The sequence below is a fragment of the Flagellimonas maritima genome (assembly GCF_003269425.1).
Classification (GTDB): Bacteria; Bacteroidota; Bacteroidia; order Flavobacteriales; family Flavobacteriaceae; genus Flagellimonas; species Flagellimonas maritima.
Window position 1 is genome coordinate 1,737,212 of record NZ_CP030104.1, and the last position, 18,406, is coordinate 1,755,617.

19 protein-coding genes are annotated in these 18,406 nt (G+C 37.4%); 10 read left to right on the forward strand and 9 right to left on the reverse strand.

Going from position 1 to position 18,406, the window contains the following annotated elements; genetic code table 11:
• Positions 1 to 7: 7 nt before the first annotated feature.
• A complete protein-coding gene (purD, locus tag HME9304_RS07625; RefSeq protein WP_112378021.1) occupies positions 8 to 1,279 on the forward strand; it encodes a phosphoribosylamine--glycine ligase in 1,272 nt (423 codons plus the stop codon).
• Here purD and HME9304_RS07630 read toward each other — a convergent pair.
• On the reverse strand, positions 1,274 to 1,495 hold the full coding sequence (locus tag HME9304_RS07630) for a DUF6341 family protein (RefSeq protein ID WP_112378022.1): 222 nt from the start codon (positions 1,493 to 1,495) through the stop codon (positions 1,274 to 1,276). The two genes, purD and HME9304_RS07630, sit on opposite strands and share 6 nt — an antisense overlap.
• Before the next feature lie 99 nt (positions 1,496 to 1,594).
• Between HME9304_RS07630 and HME9304_RS07635 the strand changes: the two genes are divergently transcribed.
• The 3 genes from HME9304_RS07635 to HME9304_RS07645 are packed head-to-tail and all read left to right on the forward strand — an operon-like array spanning position 1,595 to position 4,142.
• Positions 1,595 to 2,470: a DUF6427 family protein gene (locus HME9304_RS07635; RefSeq protein ID WP_123877408.1), complete on the forward strand. Its 876-nt coding sequence runs from the start codon at positions 1,595 to 1,597 to the stop codon at positions 2,468 to 2,470.
• Positions 2,471 to 2,503: 33 nt separating this feature from the next.
• Positions 2,504 to 3,109, forward strand: coding sequence for a DUF4254 domain-containing protein (locus HME9304_RS07640; protein WP_112378024.1), 606 nt, complete (start codon positions 2,504 to 2,506; stop codon positions 3,107 to 3,109).
• Positions 3,093 to 4,142 (forward strand): glycosyltransferase family 9 protein, encoded by a 1,050-nt coding sequence (locus tag HME9304_RS07645; protein WP_313790006.1) that lies wholly within the window; start codon positions 3,093 to 3,095, stop codon positions 4,140 to 4,142. The genes HME9304_RS07640 and HME9304_RS07645 overlap by 17 nt, the downstream gene beginning before the upstream one ends.
• Here HME9304_RS07645 and HME9304_RS07650 read toward each other — a convergent pair.
• Positions 4,139 to 4,756, reverse strand: coding sequence for a TetR/AcrR family transcriptional regulator (locus HME9304_RS07650; RefSeq protein ID WP_112378026.1), 618 nt, complete (start codon positions 4,754 to 4,756; stop codon positions 4,139 to 4,141). The two genes, HME9304_RS07645 and HME9304_RS07650, sit on opposite strands and share 4 nt — an antisense overlap.
• A gap of 481 nt (positions 4,757 to 5,237) precedes the next feature.
• Between HME9304_RS07650 and HME9304_RS07655 the strand changes: the two genes are divergently transcribed.
• Positions 5,238 to 5,639 carry a hypothetical protein gene (locus HME9304_RS07655; RefSeq protein WP_112378027.1) on the forward strand — a complete coding sequence of 134 codons (402 nt, stop codon included), beginning with the start codon at positions 5,238 to 5,240 and terminating at the stop codon, positions 5,637 to 5,639.
• Positions 5,640 to 5,920: 281 nt separating this feature from the next.
• Here the strand turns inward: HME9304_RS07655 and arsS are convergent, their stop codons facing one another.
• The 3 genes from arsS to HME9304_RS07670 all read right to left on the reverse strand — a co-directional run bounded on the left by arsS (position 5,921) and on the right by HME9304_RS07670 (position 8,419).
• Positions 5,921 to 6,976, reverse strand: a complete 1,056-nt coding sequence (arsS, locus tag HME9304_RS07660) for an arsenosugar biosynthesis radical SAM (seleno)protein ArsS (RefSeq protein WP_112379761.1) — start codon at positions 6,974 to 6,976, stop codon at positions 5,921 to 5,923.
• Positions 6,977 to 7,197: 221 nt separating this feature from the next.
• Positions 7,198 to 7,533 (reverse strand): arsenosugar biosynthesis-associated peroxidase-like protein, encoded by a 336-nt coding sequence (locus HME9304_RS07665; RefSeq protein WP_112378028.1) that lies wholly within the window; start codon positions 7,531 to 7,533, stop codon positions 7,198 to 7,200.
• Positions 7,534 to 7,720: 187 nt separating this feature from the next.
• Positions 7,721 to 8,419 carry a TIGR04282 family arsenosugar biosynthesis glycosyltransferase gene (locus tag HME9304_RS07670; RefSeq protein WP_164674802.1) on the reverse strand — a complete coding sequence of 233 codons (699 nt, stop codon included), beginning with the start codon at positions 8,417 to 8,419 and terminating at the stop codon, positions 7,721 to 7,723.
• 311 nt (positions 8,420 to 8,730) lie between these two features.
• Here HME9304_RS07670 and HME9304_RS07675 point away from each other — a divergent pair, with 311 nt between their 5' ends.
• On the forward strand, positions 8,731 to 9,525 hold the full coding sequence (locus HME9304_RS07675; protein ID WP_112378030.1) for a patatin-like phospholipase family protein: 795 nt from the start codon (positions 8,731 to 8,733) through the stop codon (positions 9,523 to 9,525).
• A 52-nt stretch (positions 9,526 to 9,577) separates the two neighbouring features.
• On the opposite strand, the gene HME9304_RS07680 is transcribed toward HME9304_RS07675, so the two are convergent.
• Positions 9,578 to 10,627 carry a ferredoxin--NADP reductase gene (locus tag HME9304_RS07680; protein WP_112378031.1) on the reverse strand — a complete coding sequence of 350 codons (1,050 nt, stop codon included), beginning with the start codon at positions 10,625 to 10,627 and terminating at the stop codon, positions 9,578 to 9,580.
• A 126-nt stretch (positions 10,628 to 10,753) separates the two neighbouring features.
• Here HME9304_RS07680 and HME9304_RS07685 point away from each other — a divergent pair, with 126 nt between their 5' ends.
• Both HME9304_RS07685 and HME9304_RS07690 read left to right on the forward strand, forming a co-directional pair.
• Positions 10,754 to 12,229, forward strand: coding sequence for a DUF5687 family protein (locus tag HME9304_RS07685; protein WP_112378032.1), 1,476 nt, complete (start codon positions 10,754 to 10,756; stop codon positions 12,227 to 12,229).
• Positions 12,230 to 12,311: 82 nt separating this feature from the next.
• A complete protein-coding gene (locus HME9304_RS07690) occupies positions 12,312 to 13,007 on the forward strand; it encodes an ABC transporter ATP-binding protein (protein WP_112378033.1) in 696 nt (231 codons plus the stop codon).
• Positions 13,008 to 13,164: 157 nt separating this feature from the next.
• Here HME9304_RS07690 and HME9304_RS07695 read toward each other — a convergent pair whose 3' ends face one another.
• From HME9304_RS07695 to HME9304_RS07705, 3 genes are all read right to left on the reverse strand, one after another.
• A complete protein-coding gene (locus HME9304_RS07695; RefSeq protein ID WP_112378034.1) occupies positions 13,165 to 13,533 on the reverse strand; it encodes a nuclear transport factor 2 family protein in 369 nt (122 codons plus the stop codon).
• Between the two features lie 34 nt (positions 13,534 to 13,567).
• Positions 13,568 to 14,227 (reverse strand): DUF2461 domain-containing protein, encoded by a 660-nt coding sequence (locus HME9304_RS07700; RefSeq protein WP_112378035.1) that lies wholly within the window; start codon positions 14,225 to 14,227, stop codon positions 13,568 to 13,570.
• A gap of 63 nt (positions 14,228 to 14,290) precedes the next feature.
• Positions 14,291 to 14,608 carry a hypothetical protein gene (locus HME9304_RS07705; protein ID WP_112378036.1) on the reverse strand — a complete coding sequence of 106 codons (318 nt, stop codon included), beginning with the start codon at positions 14,606 to 14,608 and terminating at the stop codon, positions 14,291 to 14,293.
• Positions 14,609 to 14,719: 111 nt separating this feature from the next.
• Between HME9304_RS07705 and HME9304_RS07710 the strand changes: the two genes are divergently transcribed.
• Complete coding sequence (locus HME9304_RS07710; protein WP_112378037.1) at positions 14,720 to 15,733, forward strand: GlxA family transcriptional regulator; 1,014 nt, start codon at positions 14,720 to 14,722, stop codon at positions 15,731 to 15,733.
• Between the two features lie 114 nt (positions 15,734 to 15,847).
• A complete protein-coding gene (gene porW / locus HME9304_RS07715; protein WP_112378038.1) occupies positions 15,848 to 18,403 on the forward strand; it encodes a type IX secretion system periplasmic lipoprotein PorW/SprE in 2,556 nt (851 codons plus the stop codon).
• Positions 18,404 to 18,406 lie beyond the last annotated feature (3 nt).

Consider the following 18,406-nt stretch of genomic DNA (forward strand, 5'->3'; position numbering starts at 1 on the left):
CCTATTGATGAACATTCTAATTCTTGGCTCGGGCGGTCGCGAACATGCTATTGCTTATAAAATTGCCGAAAGCTCTAAAATAAATCGACTTTTTGTAGCTCCCGGTAACGCTGGCACATCAGAAATCGCCACTAACATAGCTATTGGCGTAAATGATTTTGATGCAATTAAAAAAACGGTTTTAGAGAAGAATATCAATTTGGTGGTGGTCGGTCCCGAAGATCCGCTCGTAAAAGGAGTTCATGATTTTTTCCTGGAAGACGAAGAATTAAAGAGCGTTTCTGTCATTGGCCCTCAAAAAGCAGCAGCAGAGCTTGAAGGCAGCAAGGAATTTGCTAAGAAGTTTATGATGCGTCATAATATTCCAACAGCGGCTTACCAAAGTTTTACTTCAAACAATTTAGAAGAAGGCTATGCTTTTTTGGAAACCTTAAAACCACCCTACGTACTCAAAGCCGATGGTCTGGCGGCAGGTAAAGGAGTTTTAATCCTTCAAGATTTGGATAAAGCCAAAGCAGAGCTCAAATCGATGCTGGTAGATTCAAAATTCGGTTCGGCAAGTGCTACCGTAGTAATCGAGGAATTCCTTTACGGAATAGAATTAAGCTGTTTTGTATTGACCGACGGGACCAATTATAAAATTCTGCCCACTGCAAAAGATTACAAACGTATAGGAGAAGGCGATACAGGACTGAATACTGGCGGAATGGGTGCTATTTCCCCTGTTCCCTTTGCGGATGATGCTTTTTTGCAGGCAGTTGAGCAACAAATCGTAAAGCCTACGGTGGAGGGTCTTAAAAAGGATAACCTTCCTTATGTAGGCTTTATTTTTATTGGGTTGATAAAAGTTGGGGACAAACCAAAGGTAATCGAATACAATGTGCGTATGGGTGACCCCGAAACAGAAGTGGTCATTCCAAGAATAAAAAATGATTTAGTGGAAATTCTCCTAGCAATGGCCAAAGGAAAGCTTGATAAAATTGATTTAAAAATAGATAAAAGAGCGGCAACCACTGTTATGGCGGTATCTGGAGGTTACCCTGAAGCCTATGAAAAGGGAAAGGAAATCTTGGGAATCGAGAATATTGAGGATTCTTTGGTCTTCCATGCGGGAACAAAATCCAATAATGGAAAAATACTCACGAATGGAGGTCGTGTAATCGCAATAACTTCCTACGGAAAAGATTTCCAAGAAGCACTGCAAAAATCCTATCAAAATATGGAAAAATTACATTTCGATGGGATGTACTACAGAAAGGATTTAGGATTTGACCTATAAGTAGGAGTGGGAACTTATGGTCTTGTCTTCCTCGTTATTATCATTGAAAATCTTGAGTTGCCCCATCCAATATATCATGGCAATAAAGCCTACAACGAAGAAAATCCAATTAATGGTATTGGAAGCCCACCAGCTTTCCAAGAAACGGAAAAAATCATATGGCGCAAAAAGAACATTCACAAATAAGTCTTCAATGCCGTAAAAAAACTTGCTCATCTTAGCTATATTTACTCTGCAAAAGTAGTAAAACCAAACATGATTTCAAGCTTTTTCGGAAAAACTAAACCAATAAACTATATTGTTCTATCGGTTTTTATGTTTCTTTTTTACTGTTTTCATGTGTACATAGAAGCTGGGCAAAAAATAGACATAGATAAAATTCCCTTTCAGGTTTTGACGCTAGGGGTGCTTCTACTTTCCATCTATATCATAAATAGAATTGTTCGTATTGAAAAAGTAACGGATTTTAGCTCTTATGCCATACTGTTTTTTGTTCTCCTGTTCGTTGTTTTTTCAGATGTGCTTTTGGACAATGACGCTATTTTTTGCAATTTCTTTTTACTGCTTGCAATTTGGCGATTACTGGCCATAAAGTCCATTAAAAATGTAAAGCACAAGGTTTTTGATGCTTCCCTCTTAATATGTTTGGCAAGTCTCTTTTACGATTGGGCACTGGTTTTTCTGATTCTTGTCTTTCTAGTCATCAATATATATGATAAAAAGACGATTAAAAATTGGATGGTCCCCATAGTTTCGGTTCTAACAATTGCCATCTTGGTATTTACCGTTTTAAAGGTTGATGATAATATTTCCTTCTTTATAGAACATTACACTTTCACTATGGATTTGCTCACGGAAGGATTCTATAAACAAGGTGTGACCATTAAGTTGATAATTTATTCGATTGTAATCGTTTTATTGATGCTCCTTGTTTTTATTAGGTTGCAGAAAAAGGGTGGGGGCAAACAAGTTTTACTACAGATAGTTTTTTCTACATTCATATTAGGTGTTATTGTAAGTTTTTTTAAATCCTCAGATAATCACCCTGTTATATTTACATTTTTCCCTACTGCGGTATTTCTCACAAATTATCTGGAGACAATAAAAAAAATGCGTTTACGGGAAATTGCTTTTATCGTTTTTATCGTTTTATCTTTTTCAGTTTATGCCGTTGAGGTTTATGGTAATTGATAAAGCAATATCTTTGTAGTAAACATACAGCTTATGTTCAGTTCTTTTGCCTTAAAAATCTTTCAAGAAAGCATAGAAGCCTATCATATAAAGGATGATGTCTACCAAGATTTCATAAATCCTTTTCCAAAAGATAAAATAGAATATCTTCTTTATAGAAAAAACTGGATCGATACAGTGCAATGGCACTATGAAGATATTATAAGAGATCCTGGGATTAATCCAAAAGATGCCTTATCCCTTAAACGAAAAATAGACGCCAGTAATCAAGACCGTACAGACCTTGTAGAATATATTGATGGATATTTTTTAAAAAAATACCAAGCGGTACATATAAAGGAAGATGCTAAGATCAACACAGAGAGTCCTGCATGGGCCATAGACAGGCTTTCCATACTTGCACTCAAAATCTATCATATGCAAGAAGAGGTGGACCGTACCGACGCATCTCCGGAACACACCCAAAAATGTAGTGCTAAGTTAGCCGTTCTCTTGGAACAACGGGAAGACCTCTCCACGGCTATTGACCAATTATTGGAAGATATAGAGAAAGGTAACAAGTACATGAAAGTCTATAAACAAATGAAGATGTACAATGATGAAGAACTAAATCCTGTTCTACGTGGACAAAAAGGGTAAGGATACCCATATTTTGGTCATTAGGCTTTCAGCAATGGGAGATGTTGCAATGACAGTTCCAGTTCTGGGCGAAGTTGTAGCAAATTATTCCAAGATAAAACTTACAGTACTTACCAAAAAACAATTTGTACCATTATTTTCTGAATTAAAAAATACATCCGTTTACGTTGCCGATATTAAAAACAGACATAAGGGTTTGTTGGGCTTATGGCGTCTGTACCGAGAATTGAAAATATTGCAAATCGACTACGTTGCAGATTTACACAACGTTTTACGAAGCCAAATACTAAAAAAGTATTTTACGCTAGGTAGAATTCCTTTTGTACAATTGGATAAAGGCAGAGCGGAGAAAAAAGCACTTACCAGAACATCCAACAAAATCCTCAAACAATTAAGGCCAACACATCAGCGCTACGCGGATGTTTTTGAAAACCTTGGATTTCCCATTGATATTTCACAAGCTAAACCAATGGGGAGACTACCATTATCCCAAAAAACTCTTGATTTCGTTGAACAGGATTCCAAAAAATGGATTGGGATTGCCCCTTTTGCTGCTTTCGTGGGGAAAACGTATCCTCTTCATTTAATGGAAGAAGTAATAAAGGAATTGAGTAATACTGATAGGTATAAAATAATTTTGTTTGGAGGGGGTGTAGGGGAGATTAAAAAACTGGAAACTCTTGAAACTAAATTTAAGGATGTTATTAGCGTAGCGGGAAAGCTTAATCTGGCCGAAGAGTTGGAGTTGATTTCCAATCTTGATTTGATGGTGTCCATGGATAGTGGGAATGCACATCTAGCCGCCAACTATGGAATCCAGGTACTTACCCTTTGGGGAGTAACACATCCGTATGCAGGATTTTACCCTTTTAACCAACCAGCTGAAAACGCACTTTTGTCCGATAGAGCAAAATATCCATGGATACCAACTTCCGTATACGGGAATAAATTTCCAAAGGGGTATGAAAAAGCTATGGAAACGATAACACCTTTAAAGGTGCTCAAAAAAATAAACGAAATACTTTGCCATTAGGCCATCACGGTTCTTTCTTCAATTGAATTGAAATAATGTCTAAGCTGTTGAATATATTGATACTTCAATTGTCTATTGGTGTTTTCAATCAGTAAAGTGCGCATTCCCATGTAAGATGCAATAATATATGTGGCAACACCTTCGCAGTCTACGTGACGTCCAATATAACCATCGATCTTGCCTCTTTTTAATACAGAAACCAGATTGACCTCCCAAACCTTAAGTATATCTTTTAGGTATGAGCTTATCTCAGCATTACGTTTATTGAACTCCGTTAAAAAATCATTCAGCATAAAGCCGTATACCATTTCATTGCTTTTACCGGATTCCAAAGCGTTTTCCAAACTATCCAAAATAACGGGCAAAGGATTTTCTTGGGTATTTAAAGGCTCTACTAAAAGCACATAGACTTTTTGAACAATTAGATTTTGAAGAATATATATGAAGAAATCTTCTTTGGATTTAAAATGATGGTAAAATGCACCTTTTGATAACGACAATTCCTTTAATATATCATCCAAACTTGTATTATAATATCCTTTTTTGTGGAATATCTCTAGGCCTTTTGCGCATAGACGATGCATGGTTTCACGTTTTCTGAGGTTCTGTTCCATAAGATTTGGTTTTGGGTTAAAGAGACCGTTAAGTCTGTTACAAAGATCTTACGGAATTTGGGCTACCTATAGAATTAAGGTCGTAGTTGTGATAAAAATCGGTGAAAAGTATAAAACCAGCCGAAAATTAGCTGAACCAAACTGCTAACCGACTTAGTGGTCGGTTTAAAGGACTGATTTATAGGATTAAGAACATGTGTAAAAAAAGATTGTCGATTTAATAGTATAGGTAATTAAATTAGCATACCCCCGCTGGCGGAAGTTTGTAACTCGTGAAAGGCTATTCCAACCAATACCCTTTCGTTTTAACCAAAATTCTGATGCCATTGAAGTATAACAGGGAAAACACCAATTGGCAATAAAGTTGATAAATGATAAGAATAAAGAGTAGCTATTATATTAAATTTCCGAACTTCATAAATGATTCGTTTTAATGAATAAGAATCCCTAGCCGTTGAAAGAACTTCCAAAAAAATATTGAATGGAAATAATCATTGGAGTTTTAGGACTAGCAATAGCATGCCTTACTTTTAAATACACCTTTTTCTCGAAGCCAACCGAGGAACTAAACCATTTAAAATTACAATTTAAGTCTAACCAAAAACTGTCTCAGGAGGTACAACGGGAATTAGAAGATTACATTAATAAGGCTAATGCAGCAAATGACTTCATATTTCAAGATGTCACTTTCCAAAACTTTTTAACAGAAATCAAAGAAGCCCACGTTGTAAACTTATCAGATAAGTTGTTTGATAAAATTAGAAATCCAGAACTAACAAAAAGTACCATACTCTCAATGACTAAAAGTCTTGAAACCCAGTTTGAGGGTTTGCTAGAAATCCAGACAAGAATTAGATTACTTAAGAGGTCACTTAACCACTAGGTTTTGAAATTGAAGCAATCATTGAAATATAACAAAACACACACCAGCTGACGATTAAGTCAATTATATACAAAAGTAAAGTCTATTGTCTACATCCCATCGCTGGCAGGAGTTTGTAACTCCTACAAGGCTATTCAAATCAATACCCTTTCGTTTTAACCAAAATTCCCGAACTTCACTTACCCGTGCTTAACTTGTTTCAGTATCGGACGACACTTCATTGAGACGGAGCATATCCTAATCGATAAGTGCAACCCTAATTTCTAAATTACTTTTACAAACTATGCCACCGTCCCCTGACAACTACTTCCCGCTCCAGCGGTACAACCGTAACAATGCTGTGAAATAATGATATCCCTATCGTTTAGAATGTCCTCGTTATAATCCTTTATGTGCTTTACCTTGCTGGCGACCTTTAGGTCGAGCATTTGGTTAAAATCGCAATCGTACAACCAGCCGTCCCAACTAATGGAAATGGTATTGGTACACATGACATTGGCTACCGCAGCAGGATTATAGGCTTCCACCAAGGCATACATATAATCCTCATAATTTTCAGAGGCGATAAGATAGTCCAGAAAACGTGCAATGGGCAAGTTTGTAATGGCAAAGAGATTATGGAACTGAATCCCAAAATCTTCGTACAATGCCTTTTTAAAATCTTTTTCCATAGCCATTTGATCTCCGGGCAAGTAAGCTCCGGAAGGATTATAGACCAGATCTAAACGTAAATTACTACAGGGCATTCCGTAGCCTCTCGCATTGAGTTCTTGCAATGCTTTTATGGACTTATCAAAAACTCCGTCCCCACGTTGCTTATCCGTTTTGCCCCGCGTATAGTGTGGCATGGATGAAATCACATGTATATTATATTTTTTAAAGAAATCGGGCAGATCGTAATATTTTTTGTTCGCACGGATGATGGTCAAATTGGAACGGACTATAAAATCCTTGATGCCTGCCTTGGCCGCTTCCTCCACAAACCAGCGAAAATCCGGGTTCATCTCCGGAGCACCGCCGGTAAGATCCAACGTATGCGCTCCTGTATTTTTGATGACCTCAAGGCATTGTATAATGGTTTCCCGCGTCATTATTTCCTTGCGGTCCGGCCCTGCATCCACATGGCAATGTTCACAGACCTGGTTGCACATATAGCCAACGTTGATCTGTAGAATCTCCAATTTCTTGGGCCTAAGCGGAAAATGCCCTATCTCGGCAATTTTATCCTTAAAAAATGGAAGTTCCCCATCGGCAAAAATTCCACCATTTAGGATTTCCAGTTGTTTGTTTACTTGTGCTAAATCCTCCCCTTTAGCTTTTAATGATTTCGTAGCCATTTTTTTGTTGTTCGTTGTTCGTTGCTTGTTGCCAGGTATTTCCCGCCAACTTGCTATGAACAACAATTAAATTGATTTTCTCTTTTGTACATTACGCATTCAGCATCAGTTTTGGTTGGGTTTTAAAAATTGCCAGCTGCAACTATAAACTCTATACTGCACTCTAATCTAACATTTAATAGCGAAGCGGTCTTAAATCTAAGAGCGCAGCGTTCTATCGATCACATCGACAATTTATCATACTTGTTCATCATCTGTACGCCATGCACCAAAGTAGCACCACTTTCAATAGCGGCGCCAACATGAACGGCCTCCATCATTTCTTCTTTGGTAACGCCCTTTTGTAGCCCGTCCTTGGTATAGGCGTCTATACAATAAGGACATTTTACTACATGTGCTACGGCCAGTGCGATTAAAGACTTTTCTCTGGCACTTAGTGCACCTTCCTCGAAAACCTTACCATAATAATCGAAGAATTTTGTTCCGAGCTCTTCGCTCCATTCAGTAATTTTTCCAAATTTTCTTAAATCTTTTGGGTCATAATATGAATCCGCCATTTTGTTGTTTTTAAGTTGTTTTGTGTGTATTGCTTTGGTATTTCTATAGTAGGCTATTCAACATAGAAGATTAGCTATGTCTGAAGAGTATGCATTTAAAGGAATAGCTCTTATCTTAAGGATAAACAAGAACAGACAGTAAAAATACTTATAGGTATTTATATAAGTTGCTTTTATAACCCTTAAGCTATGCTCGGGAAAATGAAAAAGGTGAGCCTTTGTTATAAAAAACAGGGATAGTATATGTCCTAAAAAATTCAATGCAGTTTGATGCAATACGGACATGTTCCTTGAGCATCTCCCTTGCAATTTTAAGAAAGGAGCTGGTAAGCGTTTTGGAAAACTTCAACAAAGTTCTTACATCCTCTCGATTATCAAGGTCGTGCAATATGGGAAGCCTGAACAAATGGGAATCTTGGCAGGCGATTAGTTTTGATATTTTATTGAAGAGACCGAAACGTTGCCAAGGTAATTTTTTAAAAAGATGAGGGTCAAAATTGGAACAATGAAGTCCCATTAAGTAAAATCCGCCATCCAGCGTAGGCCCAAGAACGGTTTTTCCTAATTGTAACTGTTGTTCGGCTTCAAGAATATGGGAGGTTTTCAGCTGTGGACTATCATTGCCGACAGTTATGATATTTTCATACCCTTTTTCAAATATCGCTTTAATGGCATTTGAAAAACGTTCGCCGAATGAAGTTCCCTGTTGTTCTTTTTCGGTATAATGAAAAAAAGGTAATCGCGAATCCTTAACGATCCTAAGCGTATGTTCGGTGAGGGCATTGAATACATCCAAATTCGCAATAGTCACTTTTTCGCGACAATCCACTTCAGCGGAATTCGCGAATATCAAAACTGCTGTTTCTCTTTGGAAAGTATTCTTCAAGATTTATCGCCTATACTATAAACATACAACATAAATGTCTACTAAGTTAGGTCGAAGACCGGTATTATTGATTACATCTTTTATGGATAATCTTCATTGTTAACAATCCGACTGCTTGGTCGGTTTTGAAAATCAATACGTTACAATTTCATAGATTAAAAATAATAAGTGTTCGTTGTATGGTAAAAATTTCTCCCATCCGAATGTGTTACAGACCGGGCAGTCGGTAATATTGTCTAAAAAAACACGCTAAAATTGCTAGCTTTGGCCATAAGGAACTAATTTTACGATGCTTTAAATCGCTATAAATCATGGGAATTGACATTGCTGGGGCAAAACGTATTGGTTTGGTACTTTCAGGAGGCGGAATCCGTGGTATGGCACATATAGGCCTTATAAAAGCAATGCGAGAATTTGATATGGAGGCAAGTGTTATTGCAGGGTCAAGTGTAGGTGCTCTGGTTGGCGCTCTATATGCCAACGGAAATTCTGAAAGAGACATGTTGGAGTTCTTTAAGCAGACGCCACTGTTTCAATATAATTTTTTCGCAATAAGGAAACCTGGATTTATAGATACGGAACGATACTTTAACCTCTTCAAAAGCTATTTTCCCAAAAATTCTTTTGAAAGTTTGGAAAAACCACTACATGTGGTCGCCACCGATTTGCTAGAAGGTAGGGAAAAAGCGTTTTCCAAAGGAGAATTGATTAAACCGCTTTTAGCTTCCGCTGCATTGACACCCGTCTTTAGTCCCGTTGAAATAATGGGAACCCTTTATGCCGATGGAGGTATCATGAACAATTTCCCCAAGGAATATGTGGATACCGAAGCGGATTTTATTATTGGCAGTAATGTTTCCATAGCTGGGGTACTTGAAAAAAAACACTTAAAAAACTCCTTTCAGTTAGCTGGAAGGGTTACTGGATTAATGATTTATGCTACTAACCATAAAAAAATAAATACTTGCGATTTAACCATTGAACCAAAAGAACTGGAATCTATTGGTGTTTTTGACAAAAAAGGTATTGAAAAAGCTTATACCATCGGTTATGATGCCGGTAGTATGGCTATTGAAAAAGAATTGAAAATGGAAAAGTTGAAATGAAAATTGTAGTATTCCCGTTTTTAATCTTCCATTTATATATTTCAATTAAGAATCAGACATCATCATAATCTATCTTTAAGGTAGAAGTAGTTGGATGTGCTTGACAAGTTAAGATCAATCCTTCGGCCACTTCACCATCCGTCAAAATCTGATTTTTGACCATTTCCGCTTTACCTTCCGTCACCCTCGCAATACAACTACTGCAAACACCGCCTTGGCATGAATAGGGAGCATCTATATTTTCCTCGAGAACGGCATCAAGGACCAATTCTTTTTTGTCCATGACTATGGAAAAAGTTTCATCATCGACCAGAACCTCAACTTTGGTTTTTCCCTCTAAATCTTCGGCCAACGTATCTTCAGCTTCGGTACTTGTAAAAAGCTCAAAAAAGATTTTTTCTTCGGATATGCCATTGTTTTTCAACGTATCGGATACTGCGGCAATCATCTCTTCGGGCCCGCACAGGTAAAATGCATTAAAAGTTATATCCTTAAATTTATTTTTAGTGATAAGGTTGACCGTTGAAGTCTCTATACGGCCAAATAGACAATCCGGTTCAGAAGAACGACTGTAAACCCATTGAATAAAAAACCGTTCGGCATATTTTTCCTGTAATTGCAATAAAGCATTACGATACATGGTCTCGTCTGGAGTTTGATTTCCAAAAACAAGAACAAAAGTGTTTTTAGCATTACTTTCCAATACTGTTTGGGCAATGCTCATGATAGGAGTGATCCCGCTACCCGCAGCAAATGCCATAACGTGCTCTGTAGTTTCGGATTTTTCAAAAATAAAGCGGCCTTCGGGCGGCATTACCTCTATGACATCGCCACTGGTCATGTGTTCATTGGCATAAACGGAGAATGTACCTTTTGGTACTTTCTTTATTCCTACCGTAAGTTTTCCCGATGATGGCGCGGAGGATATAGAGTATGCCCTACGTACTTCTTCACCGTTTACTTGATGTTTGAGTGTAATATACTGCCCAGCGGTAAAGACAAATGTGTCTTTTAGATTTTCTGGAATTTCTAAAGTGAGTGCTACTGAATTTGGTGTTAGGGAATCAACCGCGGCAATTTTTAATGCGTGAAAATCACTCATGAACTATCAATTTTTTTGCAAAATTACGGATTCGATCGATTTTGAAGGTTGAATTTTAAAAAAAGCACTTGATTTGTAACAAAACGATTACTTTAGTTACTAACCAAGCGAACAAAAGCCAACTATATGTTCAAACACTTCATCAACCTTCAGTGGAAATCCTTTTTTAGGTCCGCTTCCTTCAAAACAGAAATCTGGTTTAAAATTTTAATGGCCTTTGGGGCATTATATTTTATCGGTGTTTTTTTAAGTCTGGGAGTAGGTTCCTATTTTATTATCGAAGATTTAGGTTTGGGAGATCCGTTACGGGTGGTCAATCAGTTTATGATTTATTATTTGGCTTTTGATATGGTTTTTAGATATATGTTGCAGAAAATGCCTGTAACCAACATTAAACCATTGCTGTACTTACCTTTTAAAAAAAGTCAAGTGGTATATTATTCCTTGGGAAAAACCATAGTATCCTTTTTCAACTGGTCGCATGCTTTCTTTTTTGTACCCTTTAGCATTGTATTGTTGACAAAAGATTATGGCATTACAAATATTTTGGGATGGCATTTAGGACTTATGGCATTGATTTACTGCAATAACTTTATCAACGTATTGGTCAACAATAAAAATAATATATTCTATTTCATTGCTGGAATTTTCTTTGTTTTAGGTGCTTCACAATACAATGGGTGGTTTGATATTACCGCGTATACAGGCCCATTGTTCGATAAGTTGTATGATATTCCTGTGTCGGCCATAATCCCATGGGCATTGTTGTTGGGCCTCTTTGGATTCTCTTTCAATTATTTTAAAAAGAATATGTACTTGGATGCGGGTCTGGCCACAAAAAAATCAGAAGCTAAAACAGAAAACCTGGATTGGCTGAACCGATTTGGTAATCTTGGAACTTTCCTCAAAAATGACATCAAGTTGATCAAACGAAATAAACGTTCCAAAACTTCGGTTATTATGAGTTTTGCCTTTATGTTCTATGGGCTATTGTTTTTTACGGGAGCAGTAGAGACCTATCAAGGTCCGGTTTGGGGCATTTTCGCCGGCATTTTTTGTTCGGGAGGATTTTTATTCAGTTTTGGGCAGTTTGTGCCAAGTTGGGACAGCTCTTACTATCCACTGATGATGAGCCAGAATATCCGATACCGCGAATATCTCGATTCAAAATGGTACCTAATCATTATAGCGACCTTAGTTAGTACCATACTTTGTGCTTTTTACATTTTTATAGCAGGTTGGCAGGCCTATTTGGCAATTATTGTCGGGGCTATTTATAATATTGGTGTCAACTCATATTTGGTCCTTTGGGGAGGGGCCTACATTAAAACACCCATTGATCTGACATCAAACAAGAAAGCCTTTGGGGACAAGCAGGCGTTCAATGCCAAAACACTGCTATTGACCATACCTAAATTGGTTTTGCCCCTTATCATTTTTGCGATAGGATACTACTTGGTGAATCCGATCACCGGTTATCTTTTGGTCGCACTCTCAGGAATTTTGGGCTTTGTATTTAAGAATAAGGTTTTTGAACTGATCGAAAGAATTTACAAAAAGGAAAAATATAAAACACTTGCGGCGTACAAACAAAAAGGATAATCAAATCATTTTTACAATAGGGTCATTGAGCATAGCTGAAATGACCTTTCTATAGTTAAAATGACCATTCAAATTACAATATATGATAACAGTAAATACTCTCTCAAAAACTTACGGTAGCCAGACCGTTCTAAAAATTGAAGCGTTGGAAATCCCGAAAGGACAAAGTTTTGGTTTGGTGGGAAACAACGGTGCAGGGAAGACCACTTTTTTTAGCCTCCTCTTGGATTTGATTCAGCCAACTACGGGCCATATCATAAATAATGAGGTACAGGTTAATACTAGTGAAGACTGGAAACCTTTTACCTCTGCCTTTATTGATGAAACATTTCTGATAGGATATTTGACCCCAGAAGAATATTTCTATTTTATTGGAGAGTTACGGGGCAGAAACAAGGCTGATGTTGATGCTTTGCTGGCCAGTTTTGAAGATTTTTTTCACGGTGAGATCTTAGGGCAAAAAAAGTACCTGAGAGACCTATCCAAAGGAAACCAGAAAAAAGCGGGTATTATTGCTTCCTTTATTGGAAATCCAGAAGTGGTAATTTTAGATGAGCCTTTTGCAAATTTGGACCCCACGACCCAAATACGCTTAAAGAGTATCATTAAGGAATTGGCAACCAAGGAGAATGTAACCGTATTGGTCTCAAGCCACGATTTGATCCATGTCACCGAAGTTTGCGAGCGTATCGTGGTGTTGAACAAAGGGGAGATCGTAAAGGACATTAAAACCTCCACTGAAACACTTGAAGAACTGGAAACTTTCTTTGGGGGGTAAAAGAGGCTATCTAAAAATTATACAGTTGTTGGATTTGTAAGGTTGACCCCAACAAAATGAACATCGAGCATCTATCGGTTAAAATTTCAATAGGCTCAATCTCAATCAGTACGTACTATTTAAACAGCCTCTAATTATTGAATTGATATCAAGACATCTAAGACATTACTGAAGGATCATAAAAGAACTGTGCTTTTTTAATTTTTCCATTTTCTACCTGATACATGGATAGTTCTTCCATATTCACCCTGCCACCTTGTTTAAATGTGACATCGCTGGTCATGGGTACCACAAAATGATTGCCCATTACCACGGGTTCACCAACAGTACCCCCATGGGCCTCTTGGATATTGTTTGCCCATTGTTCAAAACCTTTTAAAATGTTATCCAATCCTTCGGTTTTTTCGTTTGGCACACCGGGCATTTCAAGGCTTACCGCATCTTTAGCATAAAGGCCATAAGCTTCATTGTACTTACCTTCCCTGCAAAGGCTTACCAATTTGTCTGCTACTTCTTGTGTTGTCATGTGTTTGTTTTTTGTGATTAATAAATAAACTTTACTAGGCTAACGCCTGGTTTAAATAGGTGTTCAAAGGTCGAATGACTCTAAAATGATCTAAAACTTCTTCTACCAGATTTTCAGAATCGTAAAAAGAGGCCAAAGGAAATTCTGCCATTGCATAGAATTGCTTGTTAAATACCAAATCCGTCTTTTTAGCTGCGACCATTAATTCCTTATCTAATCGCTTAGCTTTGTCTCCTTTTAATTTTCCGAAGTTTTGGACAAAATCATGTTCTTGTACAATAGCCAACAAAGCTTCAGGTTTCTCTGCAATCTTATATCTAATCCTTTTTAATTCTGGCGTACCTACCATAAAAAGCCCTCCACCTACATGAACGTTTTCAGCATCAATGCCTAAATAAAACCCAGGTAATTCTGATTTCTTGCCCCCTGACGAAAACCCAGCTTTCATTATTGTATTATATAATGATTTATCCTTGGAAAACCGAATGTCCCTATTGATACGAAACAAAGCTTTTTTTGAATCCTCATCAATTTTATTTTCCCATTGCTTTAGTGTAGGGAGTATAGCGTCCAAAAGCCTCAAGAATGGGATTTTAACATCATTTTCATATCTTTTTTTGTTGGCATGAAACCATTCTTTGTTGTTGTTTTTGGCTAATTCCACGAAAAAAGAACTATATGCTTCGCTAATCATTCAGTAAATTTTAAGGTTTATTTTTTGTAAGACGATTCAATTGATTTTATTTGGACAAAATCTTCAAGAATTTTCCTTGGCTATGCTCAACGCCAGTTCGGCTAATTCCTCCCAAGCCTCTTTTTCCGCAAAATCCACTTCATACCAACCGGATAAAGGACCTTTATTTTTAAAAGGATTAAATTCCCTAAGTTCAACATTGATTTGATCGACCTTAAAGTGCTTCCCCAATTTAAATACCATTTTATGCTTTCTGGAAAAAAAAGCAAAAACCTTATTGTTATAGTGGATTGCGGGGGAACTCATCATTTTTCCTTCGGTCACATGTAGATGTTTAGAACATAGGTGATTCCTGATTTCTTTGAACTTATCAAACTCCATAATTCAAAGCTACAAAAGGAGCAAACCCAAAAAGAGGGCGGATAAGACACTTTTAAGGGTTGATTGCGCCAAGTTTTACAAGTACATTTACCATATTTAAAGGTATTGAAAATGAAACATGTAAGTATTTTGGTTCCCAGAGGAGATGCAATTCTGAGCAGCATAGTCGGTCCTCTTAAAGTATTAATGGCCGCAAATAGCTATTTAAAGCATACGGGGATGGTAGGCGAAGATTTTTTTGAAATTCATTTAGTAGGTTTGAAAAAGAACTGTTCGCTATACAATGGTTTGTTCAGTGTTCATTGTAGCGACACTATTCATGATATAGAAAAAACCGATCTGATCTTAATACCAGCGCTTAGACCAGACAAATTGGTAGAGGACTTAGAGCAAAACATGGATTTTGTACCTTGGATTCTTCGACAAAGAAACCAATATGGAGCGGAAGTCGGTAGCATGTGCATTGGGGCGTTTGTACTTGCCCAAACAGGGCTTGTGGACAGAAAGCAGTGCGCGACCCATTGGGCGGCAATGGATATGTTCAGAATGATGTTTCCCCAGGTCAATTTAGTCTCTAATAGAATAGTTACGGACCAAGATGGGGTCTATTCGAGCGGTGGAGCGTACTCTTTTTTAAATCTAATGCTTCATTTGGTGGAAAAGCATTGTGGTAGACCCACAGCTATTTATATCTCAAAGTTTTTTGAAATAGATATTGATCGTGAGAATCAGAATCAGTTTGCTATTTTTCAAGGACAAAAAGATCATGATGATGCTACTATAAAGGAAGTACAGAAATATATAGAGCACAATATCAAAGAAAGGATATCTGTGGAAAAATTGGCAAAAAAATATGCCATAAGTAGCAGAAACTTTGTGCGCAGGTTTAAAAAGGCTACCCAAAACACGCCCTCAGAGTACATTCAGAGAGTAAAGATAGAAGCTGCAAAGCGTAGTTTGGAATCTACAGAACAAAATGTAAATGAGGTAATGTACCAAGTTGGGTATATGGACCAAAAAGCCTTTAGAACGGTGTTCAAAAAATATGCTGGGATTTCTCCAGTGGCCTATAAGTCAAAATACAATCGGAGCAGGGTAAATTTTGAACGCCCTACTGCATGGTAGAACCACTTTTGTGTTAATGATTTTGAAGCTTGGAAAAATTATTGCATTTTACCGATGAACTGTATAATATTCTGACTGTTTTTAAGTTAAGAATAAACATGATTACCTAGAACTTTGAAGCTTCAATACACTCTTATTACAGTATTTGTTTTTTTAGGCCTGGCATTTAATTCATGCTCCACCAAAAAGGACAAGTTCATCAATCGCAATTGGCATGCGTTAAATACCAAATACAACACCTTGTATAATGGCAATATAGCTTTTGAAGCAGGTCGTGAGGAGTTGAACACAAGTTACAGGGATGACTATTGGGAAGTGCTGCCCGTAGAACGTTTGGAAGTAACGGAACAGATAAAGCTGGACTCTGAGGATAATAACCCGAACTTTATAATAGCGGAGGAAAAAGCCACAAAGGCTATCCAGAAGCACAGTATGGATATTGAGGATGAGGAACGAAATCCCCAAACCGACGAGGCCTTTCTTTTATTAGGAAAAGCACGATATTTTGATCAACGGTACATTCCCGCCCTGGAATCTTTCAATTACATTCTTAGAAAATATACCGAGAGCAACAAACTGAACGAAGCTACCATTTGGAGGGAAAAAACCAATATGCGTTTGGACAATCCAGAATTGGCAATTAAAAACCTAAAAAGGCTTTTTAAGTTTGAAACGCTTAAAGACCAAGAATATGCAGATGCCAATGCTGTTCTGGCCCAAAGCTTTATTAATTTGAAAGTTTTGGATACCGCGATCCAAAAACTGAAAATAGCGCAGGCCTACACCAAGAAAAATCCAGAAAGGGGGCGTTATCTATTTATTATAGGACAATTGTACAACCAATTGGGCTTCAAGGACAGTGCAAATTACGCTTTTGACAAAGTAATTGCACTAAATAGAAAATCGCCAAGGGTCTATATGATAAATTCGCATTTAAAGAAAATCCAAAACACCGAAATTACCGATTCCAACAAAGAAGAATTACTGGAGTATCTAACAGACTTGGAAGAGAATAGGGAAAACAGACCTTTTTTAGATAAGATATACAGGGAAATTGCGCAATACCATTTGGCCAATGGAGCAGATAGTTTGGCAATAGTTTACTATAATAAATCACTTAGAGCAAACCTGGGCGAGCGTAAATTAAGCGCACTCAATTACCAAAGTTTAGCTGACTACAATTTTGACCAAGATCAATATAAAGTCTCGGGAGCCTACTATGATAGCACATTGACCAACCTCAAAGAGAATACTTTAAAATACCGGAGAATTAAAAAAAAGTTGGACAATCTTGAAGACGTAATCAAATATGAGGACATTGTTCAATATACAGATAGCGTAATAACTATTTATGAAATGCCCGAAGCAGAAAGAACCTCTTATTTTGAAGAATATATAGCTGAATTAAAAAGACAGGAAGAAGCTGCAGCGGAAAAAGAATTAAAAAGGACTACGGCAGGCTTTGCAGCTTTTGCGGAATCTAAAGGGGGCAAAGAGAACAAAGGCAAATTCTATTTTTACAATGTAACGAGTCTTGGCTATGGCAAGAACGATTTCAAGACCAGATGGGGAAATCGTGAACTTGAAGATGATTGGCGATGGAGTAACAAAAATAGGGCACTGCCTTCTGAGGCGACGGCACAAGAAATTTTGGCCAATGGTCAAGCCGCGCAAGAAATAACGGAAGAACAAAAATACTCGCTGGACTTTTATTTGGAACAAGTTCCCAAAGATGTTGCAATTATCGATAGCCTAAGTGCAGAAAGGAACTTTGCCAACTATCAATTGGGCCTGATCTATAAGGAGAAATTTAAGGATAACATGTTGGCGGCTGAAAAGCTTGAAAAAGTGCTCGCCTCAAATCCCGAGGAACGATTGATTTTACCTTCAAAATATAATTTGTTCAAAATTTACGAAGAGACGGGCAGTCCTCTGGCACTAAATGCTAAACAAGACATCATAATAAACCACCCGAATACGCGCTATGCCGAAATTCTTTTAAATCCCCAAGCTGTTCTTGAAGGAAACACGGATAGCCCAGATGCTAGGTATGCCGCTTTGTACAAACAGTACCAACAACAGGAATATTTAGAAGTAATAACGAAATCCCAACTTTACATCAATAGATTTACGGGAGACCCTATAGTGCCTAAATTTGAAATGTTAAAAGCGAACGCAATCGGTCGGCTAGAAGGCTTTGAATCTTTTAAAGAAGCTTTAAACTATGTAGCATTGACGTATCCCAACAATCTGGAAGGGAAAAAAGCTGAACAGATCATTGCAAGTCAGCTGCCAAAATTGCAAGCAAAAGATTTTTCACTGGAAACCGGAAGTACAGGAGCGGGAAATTGGAAAGTGGTTTTCCCTTTCAAGATTCAAGACAATGAAAAAGCCCTTGAACTTAAAGAACGATTGGAAGAATCAATTAAGGACTTAAATTATAAAAACATTGTTTCCAAGGACATTTATAGTCTCGAAGACCAGTTTGTGGTAGTACATGGTTTTAAATCGAAAGATTTTGCATTGGGTTATACCGAACTTTTAAAAAAGAATAAGGACTACCGCATTAAAGATGAGAATTTTGTAGTTTTATCCGATAATTACAAGATTATCCAAGTACATAAAAATCTAGAATCATACAAAGAACATATATTAACCCCAAAACCCTAGAAA

Excerpts from the sequence above, each read along its gene's own strand:
- HME9304_RS07675 (WP_112378030.1), top strand. The coding sequence starts at position 8,731 with ATGGGAATTGACATTGCTGGGGCAAAACGTATTGGTTTGGTACTTTCA.
- HME9304_RS07640 (WP_112378024.1), top strand. The coding sequence starts at position 2,504 with ATGTTCAGTTCTTTTGCCTTAAAAATCTTTCAAGAAAGCATAGAAGCC.
- HME9304_RS07655 (WP_112378027.1), top strand. The coding sequence starts at position 5,238 with ATGGAAATAATCATTGGAGTTTTAGGACTAGCAATAGCATGCCTTACT.
- HME9304_RS07665 (WP_112378028.1), bottom strand. The coding sequence starts at position 7,533 with ATGGCGGATTCATATTATGACCCAAAAGATTTAAGAAAATTTGGAAAA.
- HME9304_RS07705 (WP_112378036.1), bottom strand. The coding sequence starts at position 14,608 with ATGGAGTTTGATAAGTTCAAAGAAATCAGGAATCACCTATGTTCTAAA.
- HME9304_RS07685 (WP_112378032.1), top strand. The coding sequence starts at position 10,754 with ATGTTCAAACACTTCATCAACCTTCAGTGGAAATCCTTTTTTAGGTCC.
- HME9304_RS07700 (WP_112378035.1), bottom strand. The coding sequence starts at position 14,227 with ATGATTAGCGAAGCATATAGTTCTTTTTTCGTGGAATTAGCCAAAAAC.
- arsS (WP_112379761.1), bottom strand. The coding sequence starts at position 6,976 with ATGGCTACGAAATCATTAAAAGCTAAAGGGGAGGATTTAGCACAAGTA.
- HME9304_RS07710 (WP_112378037.1), top strand. The coding sequence starts at position 14,720 with ATGAAACATGTAAGTATTTTGGTTCCCAGAGGAGATGCAATTCTGAGC.
- HME9304_RS07630 (WP_112378022.1), bottom strand. The coding sequence starts at position 1,495 with ATGAGCAAGTTTTTTTACGGCATTGAAGACTTATTTGTGAATGTTCTT.
- HME9304_RS07690 (WP_112378033.1), top strand. The coding sequence starts at position 12,312 with ATGATAACAGTAAATACTCTCTCAAAAACTTACGGTAGCCAGACCGTT.
- HME9304_RS07680 (WP_112378031.1), bottom strand. The coding sequence starts at position 10,627 with ATGAGTGATTTTCACGCATTAAAAATTGCCGCGGTTGATTCCCTAACA.
- HME9304_RS07635 (WP_123877408.1), top strand. The coding sequence starts at position 1,595 with ATGTTTCTTTTTTACTGTTTTCATGTGTACATAGAAGCTGGGCAAAAA.
- HME9304_RS07695 (WP_112378034.1), bottom strand. The coding sequence starts at position 13,533 with ATGACAACACAAGAAGTAGCAGACAAATTGGTAAGCCTTTGCAGGGAA.
- HME9304_RS07650 (WP_112378026.1), bottom strand. The coding sequence starts at position 4,756 with ATGGAACAGAACCTCAGAAAACGTGAAACCATGCATCGTCTATGCGCA.
- purD (WP_112378021.1), top strand. The coding sequence starts at position 8 with ATGAACATTCTAATTCTTGGCTCGGGCGGTCGCGAACATGCTATTGCT.